At 42.8% G+C, this 20,186-nt stretch carries 19 protein-coding genes, 1 other RNA gene and 1 pseudogene; 13 read left to right on the forward strand and 8 right to left on the reverse strand.

Annotation, left to right across the window (positions count from 1 at the left end; genetic code table 11):
* The first annotated feature begins 22 nt into the window (after positions 1 to 22).
* Both rnpB and rnc read left to right on the forward strand, forming a co-directional pair.
* An RNA gene (rnpB, locus tag NIES1031_RS12050) (RNase P RNA component class A) lies at positions 23 to 442 on the forward strand.
* A 156-nt stretch (positions 443 to 598) separates the two neighbouring features.
* On the forward strand, positions 599 to 1,330 hold the full coding sequence (rnc, locus tag NIES1031_RS12055; protein ID WP_073549621.1) for a ribonuclease III: 732 nt from the start codon (positions 599 to 601) through the stop codon (positions 1,328 to 1,330).
* On the opposite strand, the gene NIES1031_RS12060 is transcribed toward rnc, so the two are convergent.
* Entirely contained in the window at positions 1,320 to 3,290 is a 1,971-nt protein-coding gene (locus tag NIES1031_RS12060; protein WP_073549622.1) for an ATP-binding protein, read from the reverse strand. The genes rnc and NIES1031_RS12060 overlap by 11 nt on opposite strands.
* A 379-nt stretch (positions 3,291 to 3,669) precedes the next feature.
* Here NIES1031_RS12060 and NIES1031_RS12065 point away from each other — a divergent pair, with 379 nt between their 5' ends.
* On the forward strand, positions 3,670 to 4,377 hold the full coding sequence (locus NIES1031_RS12065; protein WP_073549623.1) for a RibD family protein: 708 nt from the start codon (positions 3,670 to 3,672) through the stop codon (positions 4,375 to 4,377).
* Between the two features lie 163 nt (positions 4,378 to 4,540).
* Positions 4,541 to 5,734, forward strand: coding sequence for a GNAT family N-acetyltransferase (locus NIES1031_RS12070; protein WP_073549624.1), 1,194 nt, complete (start codon positions 4,541 to 4,543; stop codon positions 5,732 to 5,734).
* A gap of 84 nt (positions 5,735 to 5,818) precedes the next feature.
* On the opposite strand, the gene NIES1031_RS12075 is transcribed toward NIES1031_RS12070, so the two are convergent.
* The 3 genes from NIES1031_RS12075 to NIES1031_RS12085 form a co-directional block, all read right to left on the reverse strand.
* On the reverse strand, positions 5,819 to 6,451 hold the full coding sequence (locus tag NIES1031_RS12075; protein ID WP_073549625.1) for a hypothetical protein: 633 nt from the start codon (positions 6,449 to 6,451) through the stop codon (positions 5,819 to 5,821).
* Positions 6,452 to 6,524: 73 nt separating this feature from the next.
* Entirely contained in the window at positions 6,525 to 7,010 is a 486-nt protein-coding gene (locus NIES1031_RS12080) for a tetratricopeptide repeat protein (protein WP_073549626.1), read from the reverse strand.
* A gap of 97 nt (positions 7,011 to 7,107) precedes the next feature.
* Positions 7,108 to 7,815, reverse strand: a complete 708-nt coding sequence (locus tag NIES1031_RS12085; RefSeq protein WP_073549627.1) for a hypothetical protein — start codon at positions 7,813 to 7,815, stop codon at positions 7,108 to 7,110.
* A 236-nt stretch (positions 7,816 to 8,051) separates the two neighbouring features.
* On the opposite strand from NIES1031_RS12085, the gene NIES1031_RS12090 reads away from it, so the two are divergent.
* Positions 8,052 to 8,768 (forward strand): Uma2 family endonuclease, encoded by a 717-nt coding sequence (locus NIES1031_RS12090; protein ID WP_073549629.1) that lies wholly within the window; start codon positions 8,052 to 8,054, stop codon positions 8,766 to 8,768.
* A gap of 35 nt (positions 8,769 to 8,803) precedes the next feature.
* On the opposite strand, the pseudogene NIES1031_RS26375 reads toward NIES1031_RS12090, so the two are convergent.
* Together NIES1031_RS26375 and NIES1031_RS23800 are read right to left on the reverse strand one after the other, a co-directional pair.
* A pseudogene (locus NIES1031_RS26375) lies at positions 8,804 to 9,298 on the reverse strand (ABC transporter substrate-binding protein); the annotation flags it as partial.
* A gap of 36 nt (positions 9,299 to 9,334) precedes the next feature.
* A complete protein-coding gene (locus NIES1031_RS23800) occupies positions 9,335 to 9,922 on the reverse strand; it encodes a TonB-dependent siderophore receptor (RefSeq protein ID WP_073549632.1) in 588 nt (195 codons plus the stop codon).
* A 437-nt stretch (positions 9,923 to 10,359) separates the two neighbouring features.
* Here NIES1031_RS23800 and NIES1031_RS12110 point away from each other — a divergent pair, with 437 nt between their 5' ends.
* Positions 10,360 to 10,743, forward strand: coding sequence for a DUF4346 domain-containing protein (locus NIES1031_RS12110; RefSeq protein WP_073549634.1), 384 nt, complete (start codon positions 10,360 to 10,362; stop codon positions 10,741 to 10,743).
* Between the two features lie 14 nt (positions 10,744 to 10,757).
* On the opposite strand, the gene psb32 is transcribed toward NIES1031_RS12110, so the two are convergent.
* Positions 10,758 to 11,471, reverse strand: a complete 714-nt coding sequence (gene psb32 / locus NIES1031_RS12115; protein WP_073549636.1) for a photosystem II repair protein Psb32 — start codon at positions 11,469 to 11,471, stop codon at positions 10,758 to 10,760.
* 305 nt (positions 11,472 to 11,776) lie between these two features.
* On the opposite strand from psb32, the gene surE reads away from it, so the two are divergent.
* The 4 genes from surE to cobT all read left to right on the forward strand — a co-directional run bounded on the left by surE (position 11,777) and on the right by cobT (position 15,300).
* A complete protein-coding gene (gene surE, locus NIES1031_RS12120; protein WP_073549637.1) occupies positions 11,777 to 12,454 on the forward strand; it encodes a 5'/3'-nucleotidase SurE in 678 nt (225 codons plus the stop codon).
* 52 nt (positions 12,455 to 12,506) lie between these two features.
* Positions 12,507 to 13,214, forward strand: coding sequence for a Crp/Fnr family transcriptional regulator (locus NIES1031_RS12125; RefSeq protein WP_218596789.1), 708 nt, complete (start codon positions 12,507 to 12,509; stop codon positions 13,212 to 13,214).
* Between the two features lie 218 nt (positions 13,215 to 13,432).
* Entirely contained in the window at positions 13,433 to 14,146 is a 714-nt protein-coding gene (locus tag NIES1031_RS12130) for a DUF2232 domain-containing protein (protein WP_073549639.1), read from the forward strand.
* A gap of 50 nt (positions 14,147 to 14,196) precedes the next feature.
* On the forward strand, positions 14,197 to 15,300 hold the full coding sequence (cobT, locus tag NIES1031_RS12135) for a nicotinate mononucleotide-dependent phosphoribosyltransferase CobT (RefSeq protein ID WP_073549640.1): 1,104 nt from the start codon (positions 14,197 to 14,199) through the stop codon (positions 15,298 to 15,300).
* A 123-nt stretch (positions 15,301 to 15,423) separates the two neighbouring features.
* On the opposite strand, the gene NIES1031_RS12140 is transcribed toward cobT, so the two are convergent.
* Positions 15,424 to 15,846 carry a hypothetical protein gene (locus tag NIES1031_RS12140; protein ID WP_236738813.1) on the reverse strand — a complete coding sequence of 141 codons (423 nt, stop codon included), beginning with the start codon at positions 15,844 to 15,846 and terminating at the stop codon, positions 15,424 to 15,426.
* A 415-nt stretch (positions 15,847 to 16,261) separates the two neighbouring features.
* Between NIES1031_RS12140 and NIES1031_RS12145 the strand changes: the two genes are divergently transcribed.
* The 3 genes from NIES1031_RS12145 to NIES1031_RS12155 all read left to right on the forward strand — a co-directional run bounded on the left by NIES1031_RS12145 (position 16,262) and on the right by NIES1031_RS12155 (position 19,050).
* Positions 16,262 to 16,903 (forward strand): phycobiliprotein lyase, encoded by a 642-nt coding sequence (locus NIES1031_RS12145; RefSeq protein ID WP_073549643.1) that lies wholly within the window; start codon positions 16,262 to 16,264, stop codon positions 16,901 to 16,903.
* 10 nt (positions 16,904 to 16,913) lie between these two features.
* Entirely contained in the window at positions 16,914 to 18,050 is a 1,137-nt protein-coding gene (locus NIES1031_RS12150) for an extracellular solute-binding protein (protein ID WP_073549644.1), read from the forward strand.
* Between the two features lie 199 nt (positions 18,051 to 18,249).
* Entirely contained in the window at positions 18,250 to 19,050 is an 801-nt protein-coding gene (locus NIES1031_RS12155; RefSeq protein ID WP_073549646.1) for a DUF4394 domain-containing protein, read from the forward strand.
* Positions 19,051 to 20,186: the final 1,136 nt, after the last annotated feature.

The raw sequence follows: 20,186 nt of genomic DNA on the forward strand, positions 1-20,186 counted from the left end.
CGATTACACTAGATCTAGGGAAAGAGTAGGCGTAGCGGTTGCGGAACAGTTCAAAGCAGCTGTTCTGAGGAAAGTCCGGACTCCCGAAAGACCAAACTTGCTGGGTAACGCCCAGTACGAGTGATCGTGAGGATAGTGCCACAGAAACATACCGCCGATGAATGAGGAGCGAGGTACAAATTAAACCCTAGCCCCTAGCCCCTCTTACAGGTAAGGGTGCAAAGGTGCGGTAAGAGCGCACCAGCAGCGTCGAGAGGCGCTGGCTCGGTAAACCCCAGTTGGGAGCAAGGTCGGAGGAACTATGGTTGGTCTTTTACCAGTTCCGCTATTGGAGAACCGCTAGAGGCGTCTGGTAACAGGCGTCCCAGATAGATAACCGCACTTCACTTTTGCCAATGCGCAAGCGTGAATAACAGAATCCGGCTTATGTCCTGCTCTTTCCCCACTTCATCTCCAGTACTAGATAAAGATTTATTTAACAAGGATACGAACAAAGGAAGATGGGAAAATGCAGAGAATCAGTAGAAGATTAATTATGATACGCTATCGTATTCTTTGTCTTACTTATCTCCCTACTGCTGAACCCTAACTCCTAATAATGAGCTTAAGTTACCCACGTCGTCAGAAGCAATTACAAAACCTTGTACAAAAATTGGGGTTACCAACACAAGCACCAGTACAATGGCACCTTTTAGACTTGGCGCTAACGCATTCAAGTGTTTCAGCGCAAGCGAACTACGAACAGTTAGAATTTATTGGCGATGCGGTGGTACGACTTGTTGCAGCCGAAGTGTTGTGGGAAACGTATCCAGAGTGTCCGGTAGGAGAATTTGCGGCAATTCGTTCAGTTTTGGTGAGCGATCGCATTTTGGCAACTTTAGCTGACCAATACGATTTGGGAATGTACTTGTTAGTTGCAGGTAGCGCGACGGGAGATAAAGCTGGAGAAGAATCGCGCTTAGCCGATGCTTTTGAAGCAGTACTCGGAGCTTTGTATCTTAGCACTCATAATTTAGAGTTAGTACGCCCTTGGCTAGACCTTCATTTTAAACAGCTTGCTGCTCAAATTCGCTCAGATCCTGCGCGACTTAACTATAAAGCTGCTTTACAAGAATGGACGCAAGCCCATTATAAAATTTTACCAGAGTACCGCGTACAAGAAATCCCTCATCGCGGCAACATTCACGATCGCTTCATGGCTCAAGTGTGGCTCCAAGGACGCAAATTAGGGCAAGGTACAGGCAGATCGATCAAAGCTGCGGAACAAGCTGCGGCACAGGCTGCGTTTTTAGCACTGAATAGTCAAGCGCCAGAAATGGTTAAGAGCTAGGAAGATGCAAGTGGTCAAACACTTGTGGTTCTTCGCGTACTTGGTGCGAACGAAACGGCGCTAAATCCATCATAGGCATCGTAATTGCAACTGTTGTCCCTTGACCAGCACCTGCACTGTGTAACGTAATACTTCCCCCCATTAACTCGATTAAATTGCGCGAAATTGCTAGTCCTAAACCAGTACCGCCAAATTTGCGCGTTGTTGTGCCATCTACCATCACGAAGGGACGAAATAGTTTGTGTTGTAGCGCTGGATCGATGCCTACGCCTGTATCTTCTACAGTAACAATTACGCGTGATTTACTACTATTAGGCGACGACTCCGTAACAGATTCTAGTCGCGTGCTAATCGTAATTCTACCTTGCTCGGTAAACTTAACCGCATTGCCGATAACATTGAGTAGGACTTGTTTCAGCTTTGCGGGATCGGCTTGTACAGGAATTGGTTCGATTCCTTGAGATGCAACAAGCTGTAAACCTTTTTGTTGAATATGAACAGTTTGGAGATTGATTACCTCTTTGAGCAGTTGCTGTAAATCGGTAGGTTCTAAAACAACTGATAGTTTACCTGCTTCGATTTTGGCAACATCAAGTAAATCATTAATGATACTTAACAGGTGAATTGCGGCTTCATCGGCGCGTTGTAAAAACTCCATCTCCTCTTCGCGATCATCGCAACAGCCATCGCGGATAAGGCGAACACATCCGATAATCGCGTTCAGAGGCGTTCTCAGTTCGTGCGATGTTGTTGCTAAGAACTCACTTTTGAGTTGGTTTGCTACTTGAGCTTCTTCCCAAGCTGTCTCAATTTCTTCTGCTGATGCGGTTAATCGCTCTACCATTCGTTCGAGTGCTTCTGCAAGTTGTTGAAACTCGCGAATTTTGAAGTTATGCGGGACTCGTTCTACAACATGGTGGCTTTGCAGATTTAAAGCATAGTCGCGTAATTTTTCTAAAGGTCGTGCTAAATCGCGTGCTAGATATCGTGTTGCGAGTAAACTAGCAGCCAGTAACCCAATGGTTAGTACAAATAGAATAATTTTAATTTCGCGTAGACCATACAATGCGCTGTCTAAGTGCGTGACAGCTAAAATGGTCCAGTACTGGTTCGGCTCATTTGCAATCGGGCTAGAAATTGCACTATACCCTGCTAGAAATTCAGCGCCATTTTTAGTAAACGATACATTTTGCGTATCTTGAAGTCCAGCGATCGCATTTTCAACAATTCTTTGCAATCGAACTGCATCGGGTTCTTGTTGAATATTTTTTCCAACGCACTCGGCGAGTGGATGTGCCAAAATTGTACCATCTTGCGCGATGACGACAGTATAGCCTGTCAGTGAGCCACGCCGTGTGTGTTCTTGTGATTCTAAGGCTGCTTGAATACTTAGGATGTAGCGCGGCTGACCTGTGGGAGTAAACACCGAAGTGGACAAACGTAAGGACAATTGACCAAGCGAATCGCTACCTGATGTTAAGTTTTGCGCTCCTGTAGGTAAATCAGCAGGTAATAAAGCCGTCACCTTAATTGGGGTATCTAACGGCGATCGCGTTTGGGGAGTAGGTAGTAAAGCCTTTGTGTTAGCCCAAACATTTCCACAAGTACTCGCGATTTGTTTTTGAGATTGTGCTTCTTTTAAGTGGACACACTGAACGTAATCAGGAAGTTGTGACGCTAATTGATCGAGATACTGCTGCTTTTGTGCGGCTGTTCCTGCTTGTAGAATTTGCGTTTGGCTTGCAGTAATTGAGATAGCTTTAAGCGCAGCGATCGCATCTTCAATACTCTCTCCTTTTCTCACCGCGCTTTCAGTGAGGTTTTGGCGTGCCGTTTCCAGTAGGATAGAGCGTGCTTTTCTAAAGGCGACAGCCTCGCCGATGAGTAGTACTGGTACGCTTAATAATAAAATTCGCGACAGCAAAATGCGGCGAAATGATGATTGACCTGGCTTAGCCATAATAATTCTCACTGGGAAGCTGGAAAACCCAACCGCGCAATAACTACCTACAGATCGGCTGAACAAAGCGTGTTTTTATTAGTGTAAAAACATTGTTCTGCGGGAAAAGCATATTTGTACACCACATCAGATGTTTTATCGCATATATTGGCTAAAGCACAATGCTTTACACTATGATGGCTCATCACTCATTCAGCTTTGGCTACACGATCAGAATAAAGTCGATTTTGAACTAACCAATGTATAAATATTAACTTTATATTTGCGGCAAATAGGGAATTTACTCGCGCGAAGAGCCGTTATAACTAACGTAGTAGCAATATGGTAGTAAGGGCAATCGATCATAGTTGCCAAAGCAATTCTTAACTCAGTAGAAGTAATGGCGGATAACAGTCAAAAAAGACCTCACACTACAGTAGTTTTGGCGATGAGTGCGGATGGCAAAATTGCTGATATCAAGCGATCGCCTGCCCGCTTTTCCTCATCAGTCGATCAAGCACATTTAGAAAAGCAACTCGCAACCGCTGATGCAGTACTATTTGGTGCGGGGACTCTCAGAACTTACGGCACCACTATAAGTATTTCGCATCCTCAATTACTCCAACAACGCTTAGAGCAAAATTTACCACCCCAGCCCCTGCAAATCGTCGCTTCTTTATCCGCTGATATCGATCCGCAAATTCGTTTTTTTCGCCAACAAGTCAGCCGCTGGTTACTCACAACAACTCCTGGTGCTCGACACTGGCACGAAGGTGCAGAATTTGAGCGAATTTTGGTTTGCGAAGCGCCTGCGGCAAATGGTATCGATTGGGTCAGCGCGTTACAACAACTTGCCGACTTGGGGATATCGCGTCTAGCAGTAATTGGTGGTGGCGAACTGATCGCTTCACTCATTGCAGACGATTTGATCGACGAATTTTGGCTGACGATCTGTCCGCTGATTTTAGGTGGTGTTCATGCTCCTACCCCCGTCGAAGGAACAGGGTTTCCTTCAGAGCAGTTAGCGCCTCGTTTAGAGCTACTCTCAGCTGAAGTCATCGAGCAAGAAGTCTTTTTACACTATCGACGGCAACGTACAGAAGATTAGATTAACCTATTTAAGAGGGGTCAGAGGTCGGGGATCGGAGATCAGGGAAAGAAATTGTCATTCAACTCATTACCGATATTGAGAATTTACCTCTGAACCGTATAACTGCGCAAAGCGCGACCTCTGACCTCTGAACTTTGAACTCCAAACTTTTATTTAACTAATGGTGGAACAACTCAAACCCCGCTACTTATCTGTTGCTTGGATTAATCATATTGCTGAAGTTCCTCAGACTGAATGGGATGCCCTAGCAATACCGTTAGCGACACCATTTTTTGAGTGGGATTGGCTACACAATCTCGAAAGTTCCGGTAGTGCAGTTGCCCAAGCGGGTTGGTTACCTAATCATTTAACGGTGTGGCGCGATCGCTCGTTGATTGCCGCCGCACCACTGTATCTTAAAGGTCATAGCTACGGTGAATTTGTCTTCGATCACCAATGGGCAGATTTAGCACAACGAATCGGCGTACAATACTATCCTAAACTCTTGGGAATGTCACCTTTTACACCCGCGACAGGCTATCGCTTTTTAATCGCTCCAGGAGAAGATGAAGATGAAATTACTGAGTTGATGGTGCGGGCAATTGACACTTTTTGCGCCAAAAACCGTATTTCTGCTTGTCATTTTCTCTACGTCGAGCCTCAATGGCAAAGTGTTTTAGAACGTCATGGTTTCACAACTTGGATTAACCATAGCTATGTCTGGCAAAATCAAGGTTTTCAAACCTTTGATGATTATTTAGCTGTATTTAATGCAAATCAACGGCGGAATATTAAACGCGAACGCAAAGCTGTCGCAACTAATGGCTTGCGATTGCAGCCACTTACTGGTGATCAAATTCCCAAATCGATGTTTCCGTTGATGTACAATTTTTATGCTGATACCTGCGACAAATTTGGTTGGTGGGGTAGTAAGTACCTGACAAAAAAGTTTTTTGAGCAACTACACGCGAATTATCGGCATCGAGTTGTGTTTTTTGCTGCGTATAGCGATCGCGATCCGCGTCAACCTTTAGGGATGTCGTTTTGTTTAACGAAAGGCGATCGCTTGTACGGGCGCTATTGGGGAAGTTTCCAAGAAATCGATTGCTTGCACTTTGACGCTTGCTACTATGCACCCATTGAGTGGGCAATTTCCCGTGGTATTCAAATCTTTGATCCTGGTGCGGGGGGACGTCACAAAAAACGTCGTGGCTTTCCTGCAAGTCCAAATTACAGTTTGCACCGCTTTTATAATTCTCGTCTTGAGCAAATTTTGTCTTCTTATATCCGCGAGGCAAATGAGTACGAACAACTAGAAATTGAGGCGATTAATGCCGAGTTACCTTACAACCAAGTGCGGGAAGGAGACAAATAAGTATAGCTGCAAAACATAAACCAAATATAAGAAACAGGTGCTTTTTTGCTTTTTTTGAGATTCTCCTTATCTTAATTTTTGCAGTTACTGTTGTGCTAGGTAATCCATTCGTTCCACCTCATGAGGCATCAAGTTCTCAAAGCTTAGAGTTGTGCGTTGACCTGCTCTTAAATCTTCTCTCTGAACTATATTTGGAATATAAGCGTCCTGCTCGCGGATGAAGTTCATCGTAAATGTGTAGGCATCCCTGATATCCTTGGCTTCAAGGGAACGCAGCTGAGACTGAAATTCCAGTGAGACTTCCTCTTCAAAGAAGAGTTTTTCTTGCAAAACACCATTTTGGTATAGCTGGTATTCAAGCGTGCCACAAGTGTCGCTACCCGCGTAGTAAATAGCAGCAGTACCTAGTGACTCGGAAATCCTGCAAGCATCTTCTTCTGTTAAGTCTATTCGCATCGACCGCACATAAAGTTTAAAAACTATACTCCAGGAATGACCCCGCAATTGAAAAACAAAGGTGCTTTCATTGTGAATATCTATTGCGCGCTCATAAGCATCACGTACCCAGACATTCATCTGCCTTAAAGTACTAAAAGCTTGTGCGACTAGTTCAACAGATGCTTGAACTAGGACAAATAGAATATTTCTATCAATTGTTTCCAGCCCTCTAAGTTGCTCTAAAGGAACACCTTCGGCTCTGAGAAAATATATTGGCATTGTTTGAGATCCTGTTATATTAAAGCCTTCTGGAGCACCGTACTCTATTGGTTCTGCCTCCAGAAGTCAAAATTCACCATTCACCGTCTTCAATGCCTTGCCGAATCATTTCTGCATGTTCCCGCATCGCTGCTGCCCCTTCTAACTCTTCTCTAGATTCAAGGATAGCCGCAGCTTTTTGTGCATCCTCAATTGCCTTTTGAGGTTGTCCTCCTAATGCCAGAAGATTACTTCGGTAAAAATAAGCCTGCGCATAGTTAGGATCGATCTGAATTGCCTTAGTGTATTCAGCAATTGCCTCTTGGGACTGACCTTTTCTATCCAATTCACGCCCACGCTGGAAAAATTCTTCGGCTTTAGCCATAGTTCCTAATTCTTGTCCTTGACTACTTGGACTACACAAACCATTTATAATCGTGACCTGTCCTGATGGTTCAACTGTAAGGCAACCTGAATTTTCTTGAGCTTTCGCTACAGAATAAAAAATTGTGGGGCAGACGATAGCCACAGAACATAAGCCGAATATAAAGTAAAGGCGCTTTTTTGTTTTTGATTTCATTTGATATTGTTCCTTATCTTAATTTTTGCAGTTAGTGTTGCGCTAGGTAATCGATGCGTTCTAGCTCACATCAGGCATTAAGTTGTTGGAGATGCTTTTAGAGCCTGCCAATGCTGCCAGGTCCACCGTAACTGGTGGGTAATCTTCCATCCCAAAAATAAACACTGCGATTTAACAATCTAAAGCCACCCATCTGAAGATCGCCCGATTGTGGTGTAACTTCACATGCTATAGAATGCCAAACCCCAATATCTCTACGATTAGCTTCAGCAATTGTTTTTTTACTGATCGTACGCACGTCAGATGTGGTAAGGAAAAAAATTGCTGGATTTTCACCTTCAGCACGCGCAGGACTCCTATCAAGAACATCTAGGAACCCAAGAATTTGATAGTTCTCATAACTCGGAGGCAACAAAGTACCTTTGACTGCCTTTGACTCGTAAAAGACGCTATCTGCGTAGGTTTGAGGGTTAAGAAAAGGAATTATATGAACTACGAGCGGTACTACTCCATCTGGTTCTACATTACGTATACCAGCTTTGGCTTGCCTTAGTGGTGAAGGAAAAAGTCTGTTATTCTGAGGTACTGGATTACCTGCTCTGATCGTATTTAGTGCAAATTCTTCAAATTCTACTCCCACACGAGATAGGGATATGCCTTGGTTAGTAGCAATTTGGTCGAGTCTACTTTTAGTCAATGGTGTCTGGCTAGGATTAGCACAAGTCTGAGCTTGAGCAACACAAGGAGCCATAGCAACTGTAGCAGCTACCCCGAAAGATAGTGCTGCGTTTCGTAGTTGATTCATAATTGGAAACTTAACTGAGACCTGGATGGCTGCAAAATTTTGTTTATACAGTATTATGTGTTTGTTTTTTTACTGCAAACACAATATTTTTACGGTAGTTATAAGCCTGATGCGGGGAAGGTCACAAAAACTGGATAATTATGATTTGTAGCAATAAATAACGATAGAAAACACGGCAGCTCTCAAACTAAAATTTGCTACAGTAAACGGTATCCAGCAATGCTGAGGATGTGACAATGGTAAAACACTTACCTCACCTGCAATCGAGTTCTACACAGAACCTACCACCACTTGAAAGTGGCGATCGCCTCACTCGGTACGAATTTGAGCGGCGCTATCATGCCATGCCACACTTGAAAAAAGCTGAACTGATTGAAGGAGTCGTATACTTGCCATCGCCGCTACGATTTGAACCTCATGCTGAACCGCATGGAAATTTAATCACTTGGCTTGGAGTTTATAAAGCAATGACTCCAGGTGTGCGGATGGGGGATAATCCCACAGTACGGCTTGATTTAGATAATGAACCTCAACCTGATGCTGTACTTTTAATTAATGAAGTTGCAGGAGGGCGATCGCGCTTAAGCGAGGATGGCTATATTGAAGGCGCACCAGAACTCGTCGCAGAAGTTGCTGCTAGTAGTGCAGCTTATGATTTATATGACAAGAAAACCGTTTATCGCCGCAATGGCGTTCAAGAATATATTGTTTGGCAAGTGCTAGACCAAAAATTAGATTGGTTCGTGCTACAGGATGAAGAGTATATCCTACAGGAACCAGATGATGGCATCATCCAAAGTAAGGTATTTCCAGGTCTATGGTTGGCAGTTTTATCACTACTTGAAGGAGATATGGCAACAGTGCTGACAGTAGTGCAGAAGGGATTGCGATCGCCCGAACACGCAGCGTTTGTGGAGCAGTTGAAGCACCCCTCTACCGAGTGTGACCTATGATGGCTCTCACTGCGGTGACTAGAACTTTGGCTTTGAGTTTTGAAGTCATTTAAGCGATTAAAATAGTCTGTTATTAATTTGTTGGCTATATCTGTTTTACCCAAGACATCGGCGTTTTGCATCAGGATTTCTTGCCATTGCCTGCTTGTTTCACAATTGAGTAAAACAGTAGGGGCTATTTGCGTTAGCTGTCGATAGACAGCTTGAGATTCAAGCTCAAGACCTAAAATTAGGTCAGGATTTAAGGTGAGAATTTTCTCTATGCTAGGTTGAGTATGATCGCCAACACTTTCAATACCGGATACGCGATCGCGCAAATATTCGCGCTTTTCTAACCAATCGGGAGAAATAGCAAACTCGACAGGCTCGACTCCAAGTGCTAAAACATTTGCAAAAAATAGCCCCACACCAAATCCTAAATCCTGCAAATCGCTGCTTTGAATTTCATAGCTTGTCCACAGGCTGGCTGCGTTGCGAGGGACATCGGCTAATCTATTGCCCTCTAGTGGACTTCCGCCATCTTCAGTCACTTCAGCATCCGTATGCGCATAGGATGCAATAATGTTCTAACCAGGCGAAATCTCGCCAATGACATCTAACTCAATTCCTCGGCTTCGTTGTTCTCCGACGGCAATGCTGAAATCAGTATTATTAGGGTCAGCTACAGCAATATTGCGCTTGCTCAGGTTGTAAGCAGCTAAATTTGCGGTTAATCTACCGTCAAACTGAGTCCCGCGTTCAGGTGAGAGCAACTCACCATCTACAGTTGTGGCGGAATTGGGCGTAAACGATTGGCTAAAACTAGCATACAAAGACAATGGTTCGAGCGGTTGATACACAACGCCAAGGCGCGGGGTAAAGGCTTGATCTTGCTGCTGTGACTCTACACCGTTGAAGCTAGAGTTTTGATTGATAATATCAAATCGTCCACTGAGCAAAAACTTTAAATTGTTGGTAATTGCGATTTGATCCTGAAGATAGATGCCCAAACTATCTATCTTGTCTTGAAACCGAAATATATCCGTCATATGCGGATACAAAGCATACGTTTGAAACACCATCGCCAAGCCGCGTTTATCCAGCGGGACATCATTTACTTGCTGACCATCAATCAGCAATTCACCAGCAGTGATTTCTTCAAGTCCAGCCATCATACAAAGTACAGTAGATTTGCCACAACCGGATGGACCAACGAAAATGACAAATTCGCGATCGCTAGTTCTAACCCGTCTCGCAAGTTAATCTCGCGCACAAAGCCCTGACCAAGCTTTGATGGATACTTCCAGGTAATGTCATTATCAGCAAGATTTCCACTTTTTTGATCGAGAAGCGTTAATGGAGGATCGCTTTGCTGTATTTCTTGAAATAACTCCCGATACAGCTTGCTGTGAGATCGTTATGGTCATCGGCTTGAGTCAAATCAGCAGTCGAGTAAATGAGCTTGTAGCGCAATTGCAAATAGTTCTTAATGTATTTCACAAAATTTGCATTGATCCAGCCCCTCTCAAAACTCGCGTATTTAGTTAGTACTCCTGTCAGAAGAATTACACTGGTTATAGGGTAAAAAGTTGGTATAAGCAATTAACAAACGATGAATCAAACGATTGAATCTTTAGCAGCAATCGATAACAAACTTTCACAGCGTCACATTGACCTTGATCAATCAGGATACTTCATTATTTATGTGGATCGCGAAGCTCAGTTAATTTGTGCTAAACATTTTACGAACGTGATCGATGAGCGCGGTTTAGCCGTTGACCCCGAAACAGGTAAAGTTATCCCCGCACGCGGTAAAGTTGAACGCACTCACACAACAGTTTATTCTGGTAGAACTGCAAAAGAGCTTTGCGTCAAAATTTTAGAGCAAACTCAGCCTTGTCCAGTGACTCGGTTAGACCATGCAGCTTATCTTGGTCGCGAGTTTGTTCGGGCTGAGAATGCTTTAGTATCTGGGCAAGAATATATTCAGGATTAGTTGATGCTAGCTAACTACCGAACGTATAAGTAGTAAGTTGCCATAGGAATAACTGTTGCAGCAAGTAATAAACCAACAACCCAGATTGTTGCGTTACCTGTATCGGTTTCGTCTTTGGCTTTGAATGTCCCTTCGACACTCACATTTTGAGCAAGTTGTGGTGGTCCTGGATCTTCTTTGCCAGACAAAACGGCGACTAGGCGATCGCTCGCATCTAAGAAGGCTTGGTTATATTTCTCACCTTCGCGCAGCGGTGCTGGCACGGTTTCTGTTACTACACTTTGAGCCGTATCATCTGATAACAAGGCTTTCACTTTGTCACCAGTACGAATTGCGGTATTGTTTGTGAGCGTGTCAATCACAAGTAAAGTTTGATTCGCTTGCGCTTCTAGTGTTGGGAACCATTTGCTAAACAGCTTTTGTGTAAAGCTATCGATGGTTTCCCCGTAGTCAAGGCGGCGGATGGTGACGAATCTAACTTCGTTACCTGTGTCTTTCGCTAAATCTTCCAAAGCGCTACCAATTTTGCCTTCATTAATCCGGCTGATCACTTCAGCTTGATCGATTACCCAAGTGCGATCGCCTGCGGTAACTTGTGGTATCTGATAGATGCTAGTGGCGTTTACAGGTGCTATCCACAATGTCGATGCGAGTAACATCACCACGAAAAACACCACTAAACGCGGTAAATAGTTTATTCGATTAAACAATGGATTGAGGAGTTTCATCGGAACTAAACCGATAGACGACGAATAAAAAAGCAATTAGCCGTTAGCCTTTAGCTTAAGCAAAGGCTGACATAAACTAAATTTAAACGCAGAAAGCTTTACTTAAGCGAGTTTATATGTTTTGTTTAAGCTATTCACCAACGAATAAGTGCTTTTATCCCAAAATACTACCGCAATCGAAGGGATCAGAGGACGCGCCGAAGCGCAGAGCTACGGTTTGGAGGTCAGGAAGTTAAAAATTGCTCATATTATTGTGAGAGACTACGAATGCCAAAGATTTCTCTAAACTCTGACCTCGGTTAAAAATGACTCTAGTCCTGACAAATGATGACGGTATTGATGCTCCTGGAATTCGCGCTTTGCTCAAAGCAGTGAACGGTCAAGGCATTATCGTAGCACCAAAAGCACATCTTTCTGGTTGCGGTCATCAAGTGACAACAACGCAGCCAATTCATGTTGAGCAAAGATCTCAAGTGGAATACGCGATCGCCGGAACTCCTGCTGATTGTGTTCGAGTAGCCTTGTCACATCTTTTTGATGATGTCAAGTTTGTATTATCCGGCATCAATGCTGGGGGTAACATGGGGGCAGATACATATATTTCAGGAACCGTGGCAGCGGTGAGAGAAGCGGCATTTCATCGAGTTCCAGGGATTGCAATTTCGCATTATCGAAAAGGAAAAAGAAACGTTGATTGGGATGTTGCCGCGCGTTGGACAGCCCATGTGCTTGCGGATCTTCTACAACGCCCGTTCGTGCCAGGAACATTCTGGAATGTAAATTTACCGCACTTAGAGCCAGGAGAACCTGACCCAGAGGTGGTATTTTGTGAACCGTGCACGCAACCATTACCATTAAAATATCGTGTCGAGGGAGAAAATTTGTTTTATGTAGGCGAGTACGCCCTGCGCGATCGCACTCCAGGCACCGACGTTGATGTTTGCTTCTCAGGACGCATCGCCGTTACTCAGATCAAACTTTAATTGCCAAGATAGATATTTATCAAATGCAAATCCACAGCAAGCTGTTCGCAAAATGCAATTTATGGATGACCAACACACTGCGCCTACATCTGTCAATCCATCAATCTACTTGGCACCTTTTTTTCAAGGATTGCCAGCAACAGCGGTGGAAAAAGCGATCGCGCATCTTGTCACGCGATCGCATCCAGCCAATCAAGTGATTCTCTTAGAAAACGATTGGGGGAATTCAGTCTATTTCATTCTTGAAGGTTGGGTAAAAATTCGTACTTATAATATCGACGGCAAAGAAGTCACGCTCAATATTTTGGGCAAAGCAGAAATTTTTGGTGAAATGGCAGCGCTAGATGAAGCACCCCGCTCGACTGATGCAATTACACTCACTCCTACTACGATTGGTAGTGTGCCCGCGCAAGATTTCATTACATTAATTCAAACTGAACCCTTGGCAGGAATTCGATTAGCGCAACTCATGGCACGCCGCTTACGTCAAGTCAATCGCCGCCTCCGGCTACGTGAATCGGATAGTGTGTCGCGCGTTGCAGATACGCTGCTATTTTTGGCAGAAGGACAAGGAATACAAGATGAAGCAGGAATCCAAATTCCTAACTTACCGCATCGCGAATTAAGTAGTTTGAGTGGCTTAGCCCGCGAAACGGTGACAAGAGTCTTGACAAAATTAGAGAAAAAAGGCTTGATCCTGCGTCAACACCAAATACTTTCTATACCCGATTTCAAAGCACTAGAACGACTAATAATGTAGGGTCAGAGATCAGTTGACAGTGAAGAGAGTGTGGGAAGACTTTGTCAACTATCAACTGTCAACTTAGCGTGTTCGATGTTCTAACTACCTCAACGAGACTGCTATAAATAATAATTGCCAAGTGCTAAAAGCTTTTCTATTGCCCATTACCAATTACCGACTTCAACAAGTGTGATATTGAATCATGTCCACCTACTTAGTTTTTAGATAAAAATTACATGAGTGATTTCGTCAGCCGTAACGAGGAATACCCTTCACCGCATATAGAAACACCTGTGAGTCATCCTTTAGCCGCAACAAGCAAGAGTGCTACGCCTTTAAAGATGGTAGAAACCGCATTTCTGGCGAGTACTGCTAGCTTGATTTGGTTTATCAATTACTATTTATCGCTAGGACCGCTGTTGCGAGTTTTCTTTCCTGTACCGATCGCATTAGTTTACCTGCGTTGGGGTGCTAGGGCGGCTTGGATGGCGACTGGCGTTTCCGGATTGCTATTATCGGTACTTTTAGGACCTACACGCGGTATTTTGTATATTATGCCGTTTGCACTAATGGGCGTGTTACTCGGTGCAACATGGCATCGTCGCGCACCTTGGATTGTCTCAATTATTTTAGGTGCGCTCTTGGGTACAATCGGTTTTTTCTTTCGCTTTTGGGTACTATCAGTTTTATCGGGTGAAGATCTGTGGGTATATACGATAACCCAAGTTACAAGATTTGCGGAATGGGCTTTTTTGCGGCTTGGATTGCTTGCACAGCCGAGTGTTTTATTAATTGAAGCAGCCGCGATCGCGCTTGTTTTTGTACAAAATATTGTTTACTTGTTTGTCGTCCACTTAGCATCCTGGTTCCTCCTTGATCGCTTAGGCAATTCGATTCCGCGTCCGCCGCACTGGGTACAAGTTTTAATGGATTACGAAGGAGATGCTTAGTAAGGAGTGAGAACACCCCATTACCAATTACCAATTGCTAATCGCTATTCATGATTCATGTTTATACCCAAGAGAAACAAGGTAACGAATGGCTGCGACGGTATCGCGGTGCTTCGGCGGCGTTAGCTTGTGTTTTAGGTTTTACCGAAACAGGATTAATTCCTGGAATTTCGGCGGCAGGAAGTACGCCCCAAGCGCGAAGATATACCGCGATCGCCGATGCCGAGTTTCTTTACAATGGTCCGCAGCCGCAGCCGCAATACCCTTTACCACCACTCCAAGCAGGTGCTTCACCAGTCTTTATTTCGCGGGCGGTTGTCGAAGCACTGGCTTTACCAATTTATCTTTTTAATGCAGGATTACCTCAACTTCCAAGCGTACCGACGATTGATTTAGGTGGTACGGCGGCGCAATGTTTAAGTCTAGGCTATGCATTGGAACTCGCAACTGTTAAACATCTGTGGGCGCAAGGTATTCTCTGGGGCGAACAACTAGCGCGTCAGCCGCAGGATTATATTATTTTAGGCGAGTGTGTTGTCGGCGGCACAACAACTGCACTCGCGGTTTTGACAGGGTTGGGAATTGCAGCCGCAGGAAAAGTTAACAGTAGTCACCCTGTTTGCAATCACGCACAAAAATGGACACTTGTCAAATCAGGATTGCAACGCGCGCATCTTTGGGACAAAATACCGCTGCAAGATCCTTTGGCGCTGATCGCTGCGGTGGGCGATCCGATGCAAATTGCGGTAGCGGGAATGGCGATCGCACTGAGTCGTTCTAAAGGCGTACTTCTTGCTGGTGGTACGCAGATGCTGGCTGTTTATGCCTTGATGCAAGCCTTAGGCAAAGTTTTTGAGATTGCATGGCAACCAGAAGAAGTTGCTGTGGGAACGACTCGTTGGGTTGCAGAAGATCCCACAGGTAATACCGTTGAGTTAGCACGACTGATTGGGGGAGTACCTTTACTCGCTACAAAATTAAGTTTTAAGAATTCTCGATACCCTCAACTACAGGTTTATGAACAAGGTTATGTCAAGGAAGGTGTAGCCGCTGGCGGTTGCTGTATTGCTGCTTGTTTGATGCAATACTGGCATCAAGCTCAACTCTTACAGACAATCGAAACTTTACTAGATCGTTATTCACAAAGTTGTTAGCTTCTAGTAGTCAGCACTATTAGCACTAATTGTCAAGATTTCGTTCATACGTCAAAGGTCATCGGCGTTTAGGTTCAACTTCCATTACCTATTCGCGATTACCCATTACCACTGCATAACTTGTTAGTGAATTCTTTGCGCTAGCAGTTGTTCTTCCAACGCTGCAATTCGGTTATACGCAGCCGTAAGCTGTGCTGTCAGTCGTTGAATTTGAATTTCTGGTGCAAGTTCCTTCTCACCACTTTGACGCTGGTTTTCAATACTGCCGTTATCTTCTAGAACATCTTTATGTCCCATCGTTGTTTTAGCAGCTTTGTATCCTTGAGTTGCATAACGTCCTCCAGTATTTTGTAGCGAGTAACTAGCCTCTTGTGTAGGCGATAATCGACACTCTGACAAGGCTTCAGAAACTCTGCCGTTAAGTTGTTCAATTGCTTGATATAACGTATCCACCTTGTGGCTTAAAGTGATGACTTGCTTTTGTAGCGGTTCCATAGAATTAATTGCCTCATTGCCCGAAGGAATATCTCTATCTATGCTAGGCAACAAAATAGCAAAGTTAACTCTACTTATGAAACATTTAACTTTTGATAATCTTACTTTTAAAGCGATACATTTATTTTTGCTTCTCAATAAAGGTAAATAATTGTAGTAAGTAGCTACAGTGTGATTTATGTAGATTGATTAAATATTTTAGCTAATTAAGCTAGGAAAATCCTGATAAATACTGATTTTTGTTGCTTTATCAAAGATGAGAACTGGCAACTAGATAAGTAAAATTTTAAGAAGCGATCGCCACAACAGCTTAAGTTATCCGGTAATAATACTCATTACATTGGGTTAGTAACGACTAAAAAAATATATCATCGATAAAAATCAATACAACAATTTTTAGCTAACAAATCCTCTATCTATAGCTTGTTAAGCGAAAATAGATAGGCAGCGTTTCACTTAGGAAATAATGCTTAGTTTTCCAGATTTTTTTACAGCTTGTAGCGGCAAATGGACGACCGAACGTATTTATCACTCAATGCCGCAAGGTAGTATCGAACGGTCTTACACTGAGTATCAAGTCAAACCAATCTCACCCACAGACAAACAGCGAATTTTAACTTTATCAACTCAAGCAGGGATAAAAGTAGAAGTACAACTAGCAACTGTGCAACAAGAAGATTTACCAGGCTTTGCGATTTCATTCAATACTCGCTCGGAAACGGGTGAAACGGTATCAATGAGTTTGCAAGCTTTATTTGTGCCAGATACGTATATTTCTGCGGAAAGTACTGCTGTCAAGTTACCGCCACCTGTAGCCGCACAAATTGCCACCCAACCGGAAGGAGAAGTAATTCAAGGTTTTTATCTGCGTGATGAGGGTTACTCAGAAGCGGGAACCGCTGTAGGGCGATTTACATATCAACCCACACGCCAAACGTTAGAAATGACAACTTACTATCGACGCTCAGTCGCAGTTGATCAGATGCGTATGGTAGCACCAAACTTACGACTGCGGACAATTGTGACTTACCAAAGACCCGACAATACCAATGAAATACCGACGATAATTGATTTGGTAGGGTTTGGTGTAGAGCAGCGAAGCGTGTAACGATTTAATTATGGAGCGACGGACTTTTTTATTCGGGACAGGAACTTTAGCACTGTCACAGTTATTATTAGGGTGCAATCCACAAGGAGACTCGTTGGAGATCGAGTTTTTGCGGGGTTCGATACCAGCGATTGTTGTTGATCGCTTTCGTCAGCAGGTGCAATCACAAGCAAGGTTTACACCTGTTGCCCAACTTCAAGAGTTATTTGAGCAACTACAAACTTGGCGTCAGCAAGCAAGTACTACACAGCAACCGCGATCGCTTCCCCTACCGACTCGCCAATCGCAATCACCAAACCCATCTGCGTTGATTACCTTGGGAGATTACTGGCTATCGACAGCGATTCAACAGCAACTGATTCAACCGCTCAATATTACTCAACTCCAAAATTGGAATGCGTTACCCAGTCGCTGGCAAGAACTTGTCAGACGCAATAATCAAGGGGAAAGCGATCCACAAGGACAAATATGGGCAGCGCCTTATCGCTGGGGCAGTACAGTTATACTCTACAACCGAGAAAAATTTAATTCCTTGGGCTGGACACCAAATGATTGGAGTGATTTATGGCGTCCTGAACTGCGATCGCGCATTTCCATCGTCGATCAATCGCGGGAAGTCATTGGGTTAACTCTCAAGCGCTTGGGTCAATCCTACAACGCCCAAAATCTCGATCAAATCCCAAATTTAGAAGAGCAACTACAGGCTTTACATCAACAAGTACGACTTTACAGTTCTAATCGATACATCGAACCTTTGATTATTGGCGATACTTGGGCAGCAGTAGGTTGGTCAACGGACGTGCTACCAATCTTGCGGCGTTATCGAGAAATTGCTGTTGTCGTTCCGCGATCAGGAACAGCACTTTGGGCAGATGTGTGGGTTAATCCTATTAATGCAGCGTTACCGCCTCTAGCCTCACAATGGATTGATTTTTGCTGGCAACAGCCAATCGCGCAGCAAATCTCACTACGCACTTATGGCACTTCGCCTGCAGCAGTACAACTACCACCAGCAAGCGGACAAAATCCGACACGAATCGAATTTACGGATGCCCAATTACAACAAAGTGAGTTTTTGCTACCACTTTCTGCAACTACACAAAAACAGTATGAGGCATTGTGGCAGTCAATTAGAGCATCAACTTGATTTTTATATAGTTCATTGGAAATCCATTCCTCAACTTGTCTTCAGAAGAAGCTTCAAGAAAAATATAGATTTTTTTTGAACTAAATGCATCCAATTTGTTGTTGATGACGTACTAGAGTCGTGCAAACCAATTGAACTTGCAATTGGGAGTATCGACGATTTCACTTCACTACGACAAAGACAAGTTGATGGAGGTCTAATGAGATTTAATCAATTAGGTAAAGCCGCATTAGTCATATCTTTGACCGCTGCTTCTCAGATTTTTGCTTTTGCTCCAGCACTCAGTAGACCAGTATATAAAGTTATTGGATTAAAAAGCGATAATACGTTAGTTACATATGAGTACAATTCTCGCCGTTCAAATAAAATCAAAATTAAAGGAGTTGATGGAAACGTTTTAGGAATAGATTTTCGCCCTGCAAATAATCAACTCTATGCAATTACAGATACTGATAAAATATACACAATTAATAGTGATAGCGGTGTTGCTACATTGATAAGTTCTTTATCAGTAAGCTTTAGTGGAGGATTTCAATCCGGTGTAGATTTCAATCCAGTTGCGGATAGGCTGAGGTTAGTAGCAAACAATGGTGAGAATTTTAGAATTAACGTTGACACCGGAGAAGTTGTTGTAGATAAACCACTTAATTACAATCCTCCTCAAGCGATTGGGGTAACCGCTGCTGCATATACTAACTCTAGACCTGGAGTCAGCAATACCACACTTTATAATCTGGACTATGATTCTGATAGCTTAGTCATTCAGAATCCACCGAATGATGGCACTCTAACCACAGTAGGATCGCTGGGTTTTAACTTACCGCCGATCGCAGGATTTGATATTGTCACTAACCGCAATGGAGAGAATATTGGATTTATTGCATCTGGTAGATCTTTGTATACTGTAGATTTATCAACTGGACGAGCTACTTTTATAGGTAACTTTCGTGCAGGTAATTTAATTGGAATTGCTGCTACCCTAAGTTCTAAAGGTAGATAACAAGTTTGAGGTGAAGTTGTAATTAATTAAAATCACTCGAAGTAATGCAATCGAAATCTATAACTTTTTTAAAGGATAACTATAATAGTAGTTCCTTCCTCAAGTTTAAAAGCTAGATAAAGATTGCTATTTGACACTTCAACCACTGCTTGTGTTAGATAGGACAATAAACTAGTTGCATTGATTATTCCTCCTGCATGAAGAGAATCACGAATTTGTTCGCTGCTAGATAACCCTGTCCACCTCCGTGGACTTAATCATAAAACTCTTAATTTTAGTATGCTGCTTTGCACGCTTCGTTTGGGTAGTTCCGAAAAGAGTCGAAGGAAGAGTGCGATTCATGCAGGAGGTCTATTTATTATGTGCGTTATTACAATAAGTTTATTAAACTTATTAAACAGTTGAGTGTGAGTGAAAAGCTTTATCCAAGAAAGACTGCTTCTAAACCTTTGTTGTGTTCAAGTTTTGGGTATTACTATGCTACTACATTAGTTAACTATTAATATTAAATACAGTTAATTAGTGATGATAAACATGATAAGGGCTAACTATTAATTAGTAACTAACTACCAATCTAATTATTTAACTAACGATAGATACAAACAAGGTTTTTATTTTTTTGTTTTTTCTAATATTATAATGCTCACTGAGTGAATCTAATTCATAAGATTATTGCTAATTCATTTCTGTGACAAAGATAGGTTAATTATTTAGTAGCAAATAAAAGTTTTTATCTTATTAGGAAATATGATTTTGTAGCATAAATTTTAAAGTACTAATATTTTAAATAATAACAGAAAAAGTAATTTGAAGTTTACGTTGAATTTAACTAATTTAGTGGATTTTAATAAGTTTTAAAAAGTCAATTTTATGCTAAAAGTTCATTATTTAGTAATGACAAATTCAACAGATAATAGTATCTTGAGAATAATTGATTATGAAGTGTAAGAAATATTCTCTATGTTATTGAGGACACTGTTCTAGATACGAGGTTTTTAATGCCGAGTAAATGTAGTAATCAGAAAAATGCTCAGCGGTTTTATTGCCCTAAATGCAATCGCCGATTATGGCGCGTAGGTAACTCAAAGTACTTTCTATCTTACACAGAAGTATCAGAAAGCCGAAGACACGTCAAA

The organism is Chroogloeocystis siderophila 5.2 s.c.1 (assembly GCF_001904655.1).
Lineage (GTDB): Bacteria > Cyanobacteriota > Cyanobacteriia > Cyanobacteriales > Chroococcidiopsidaceae > Chroogloeocystis > Chroogloeocystis siderophila.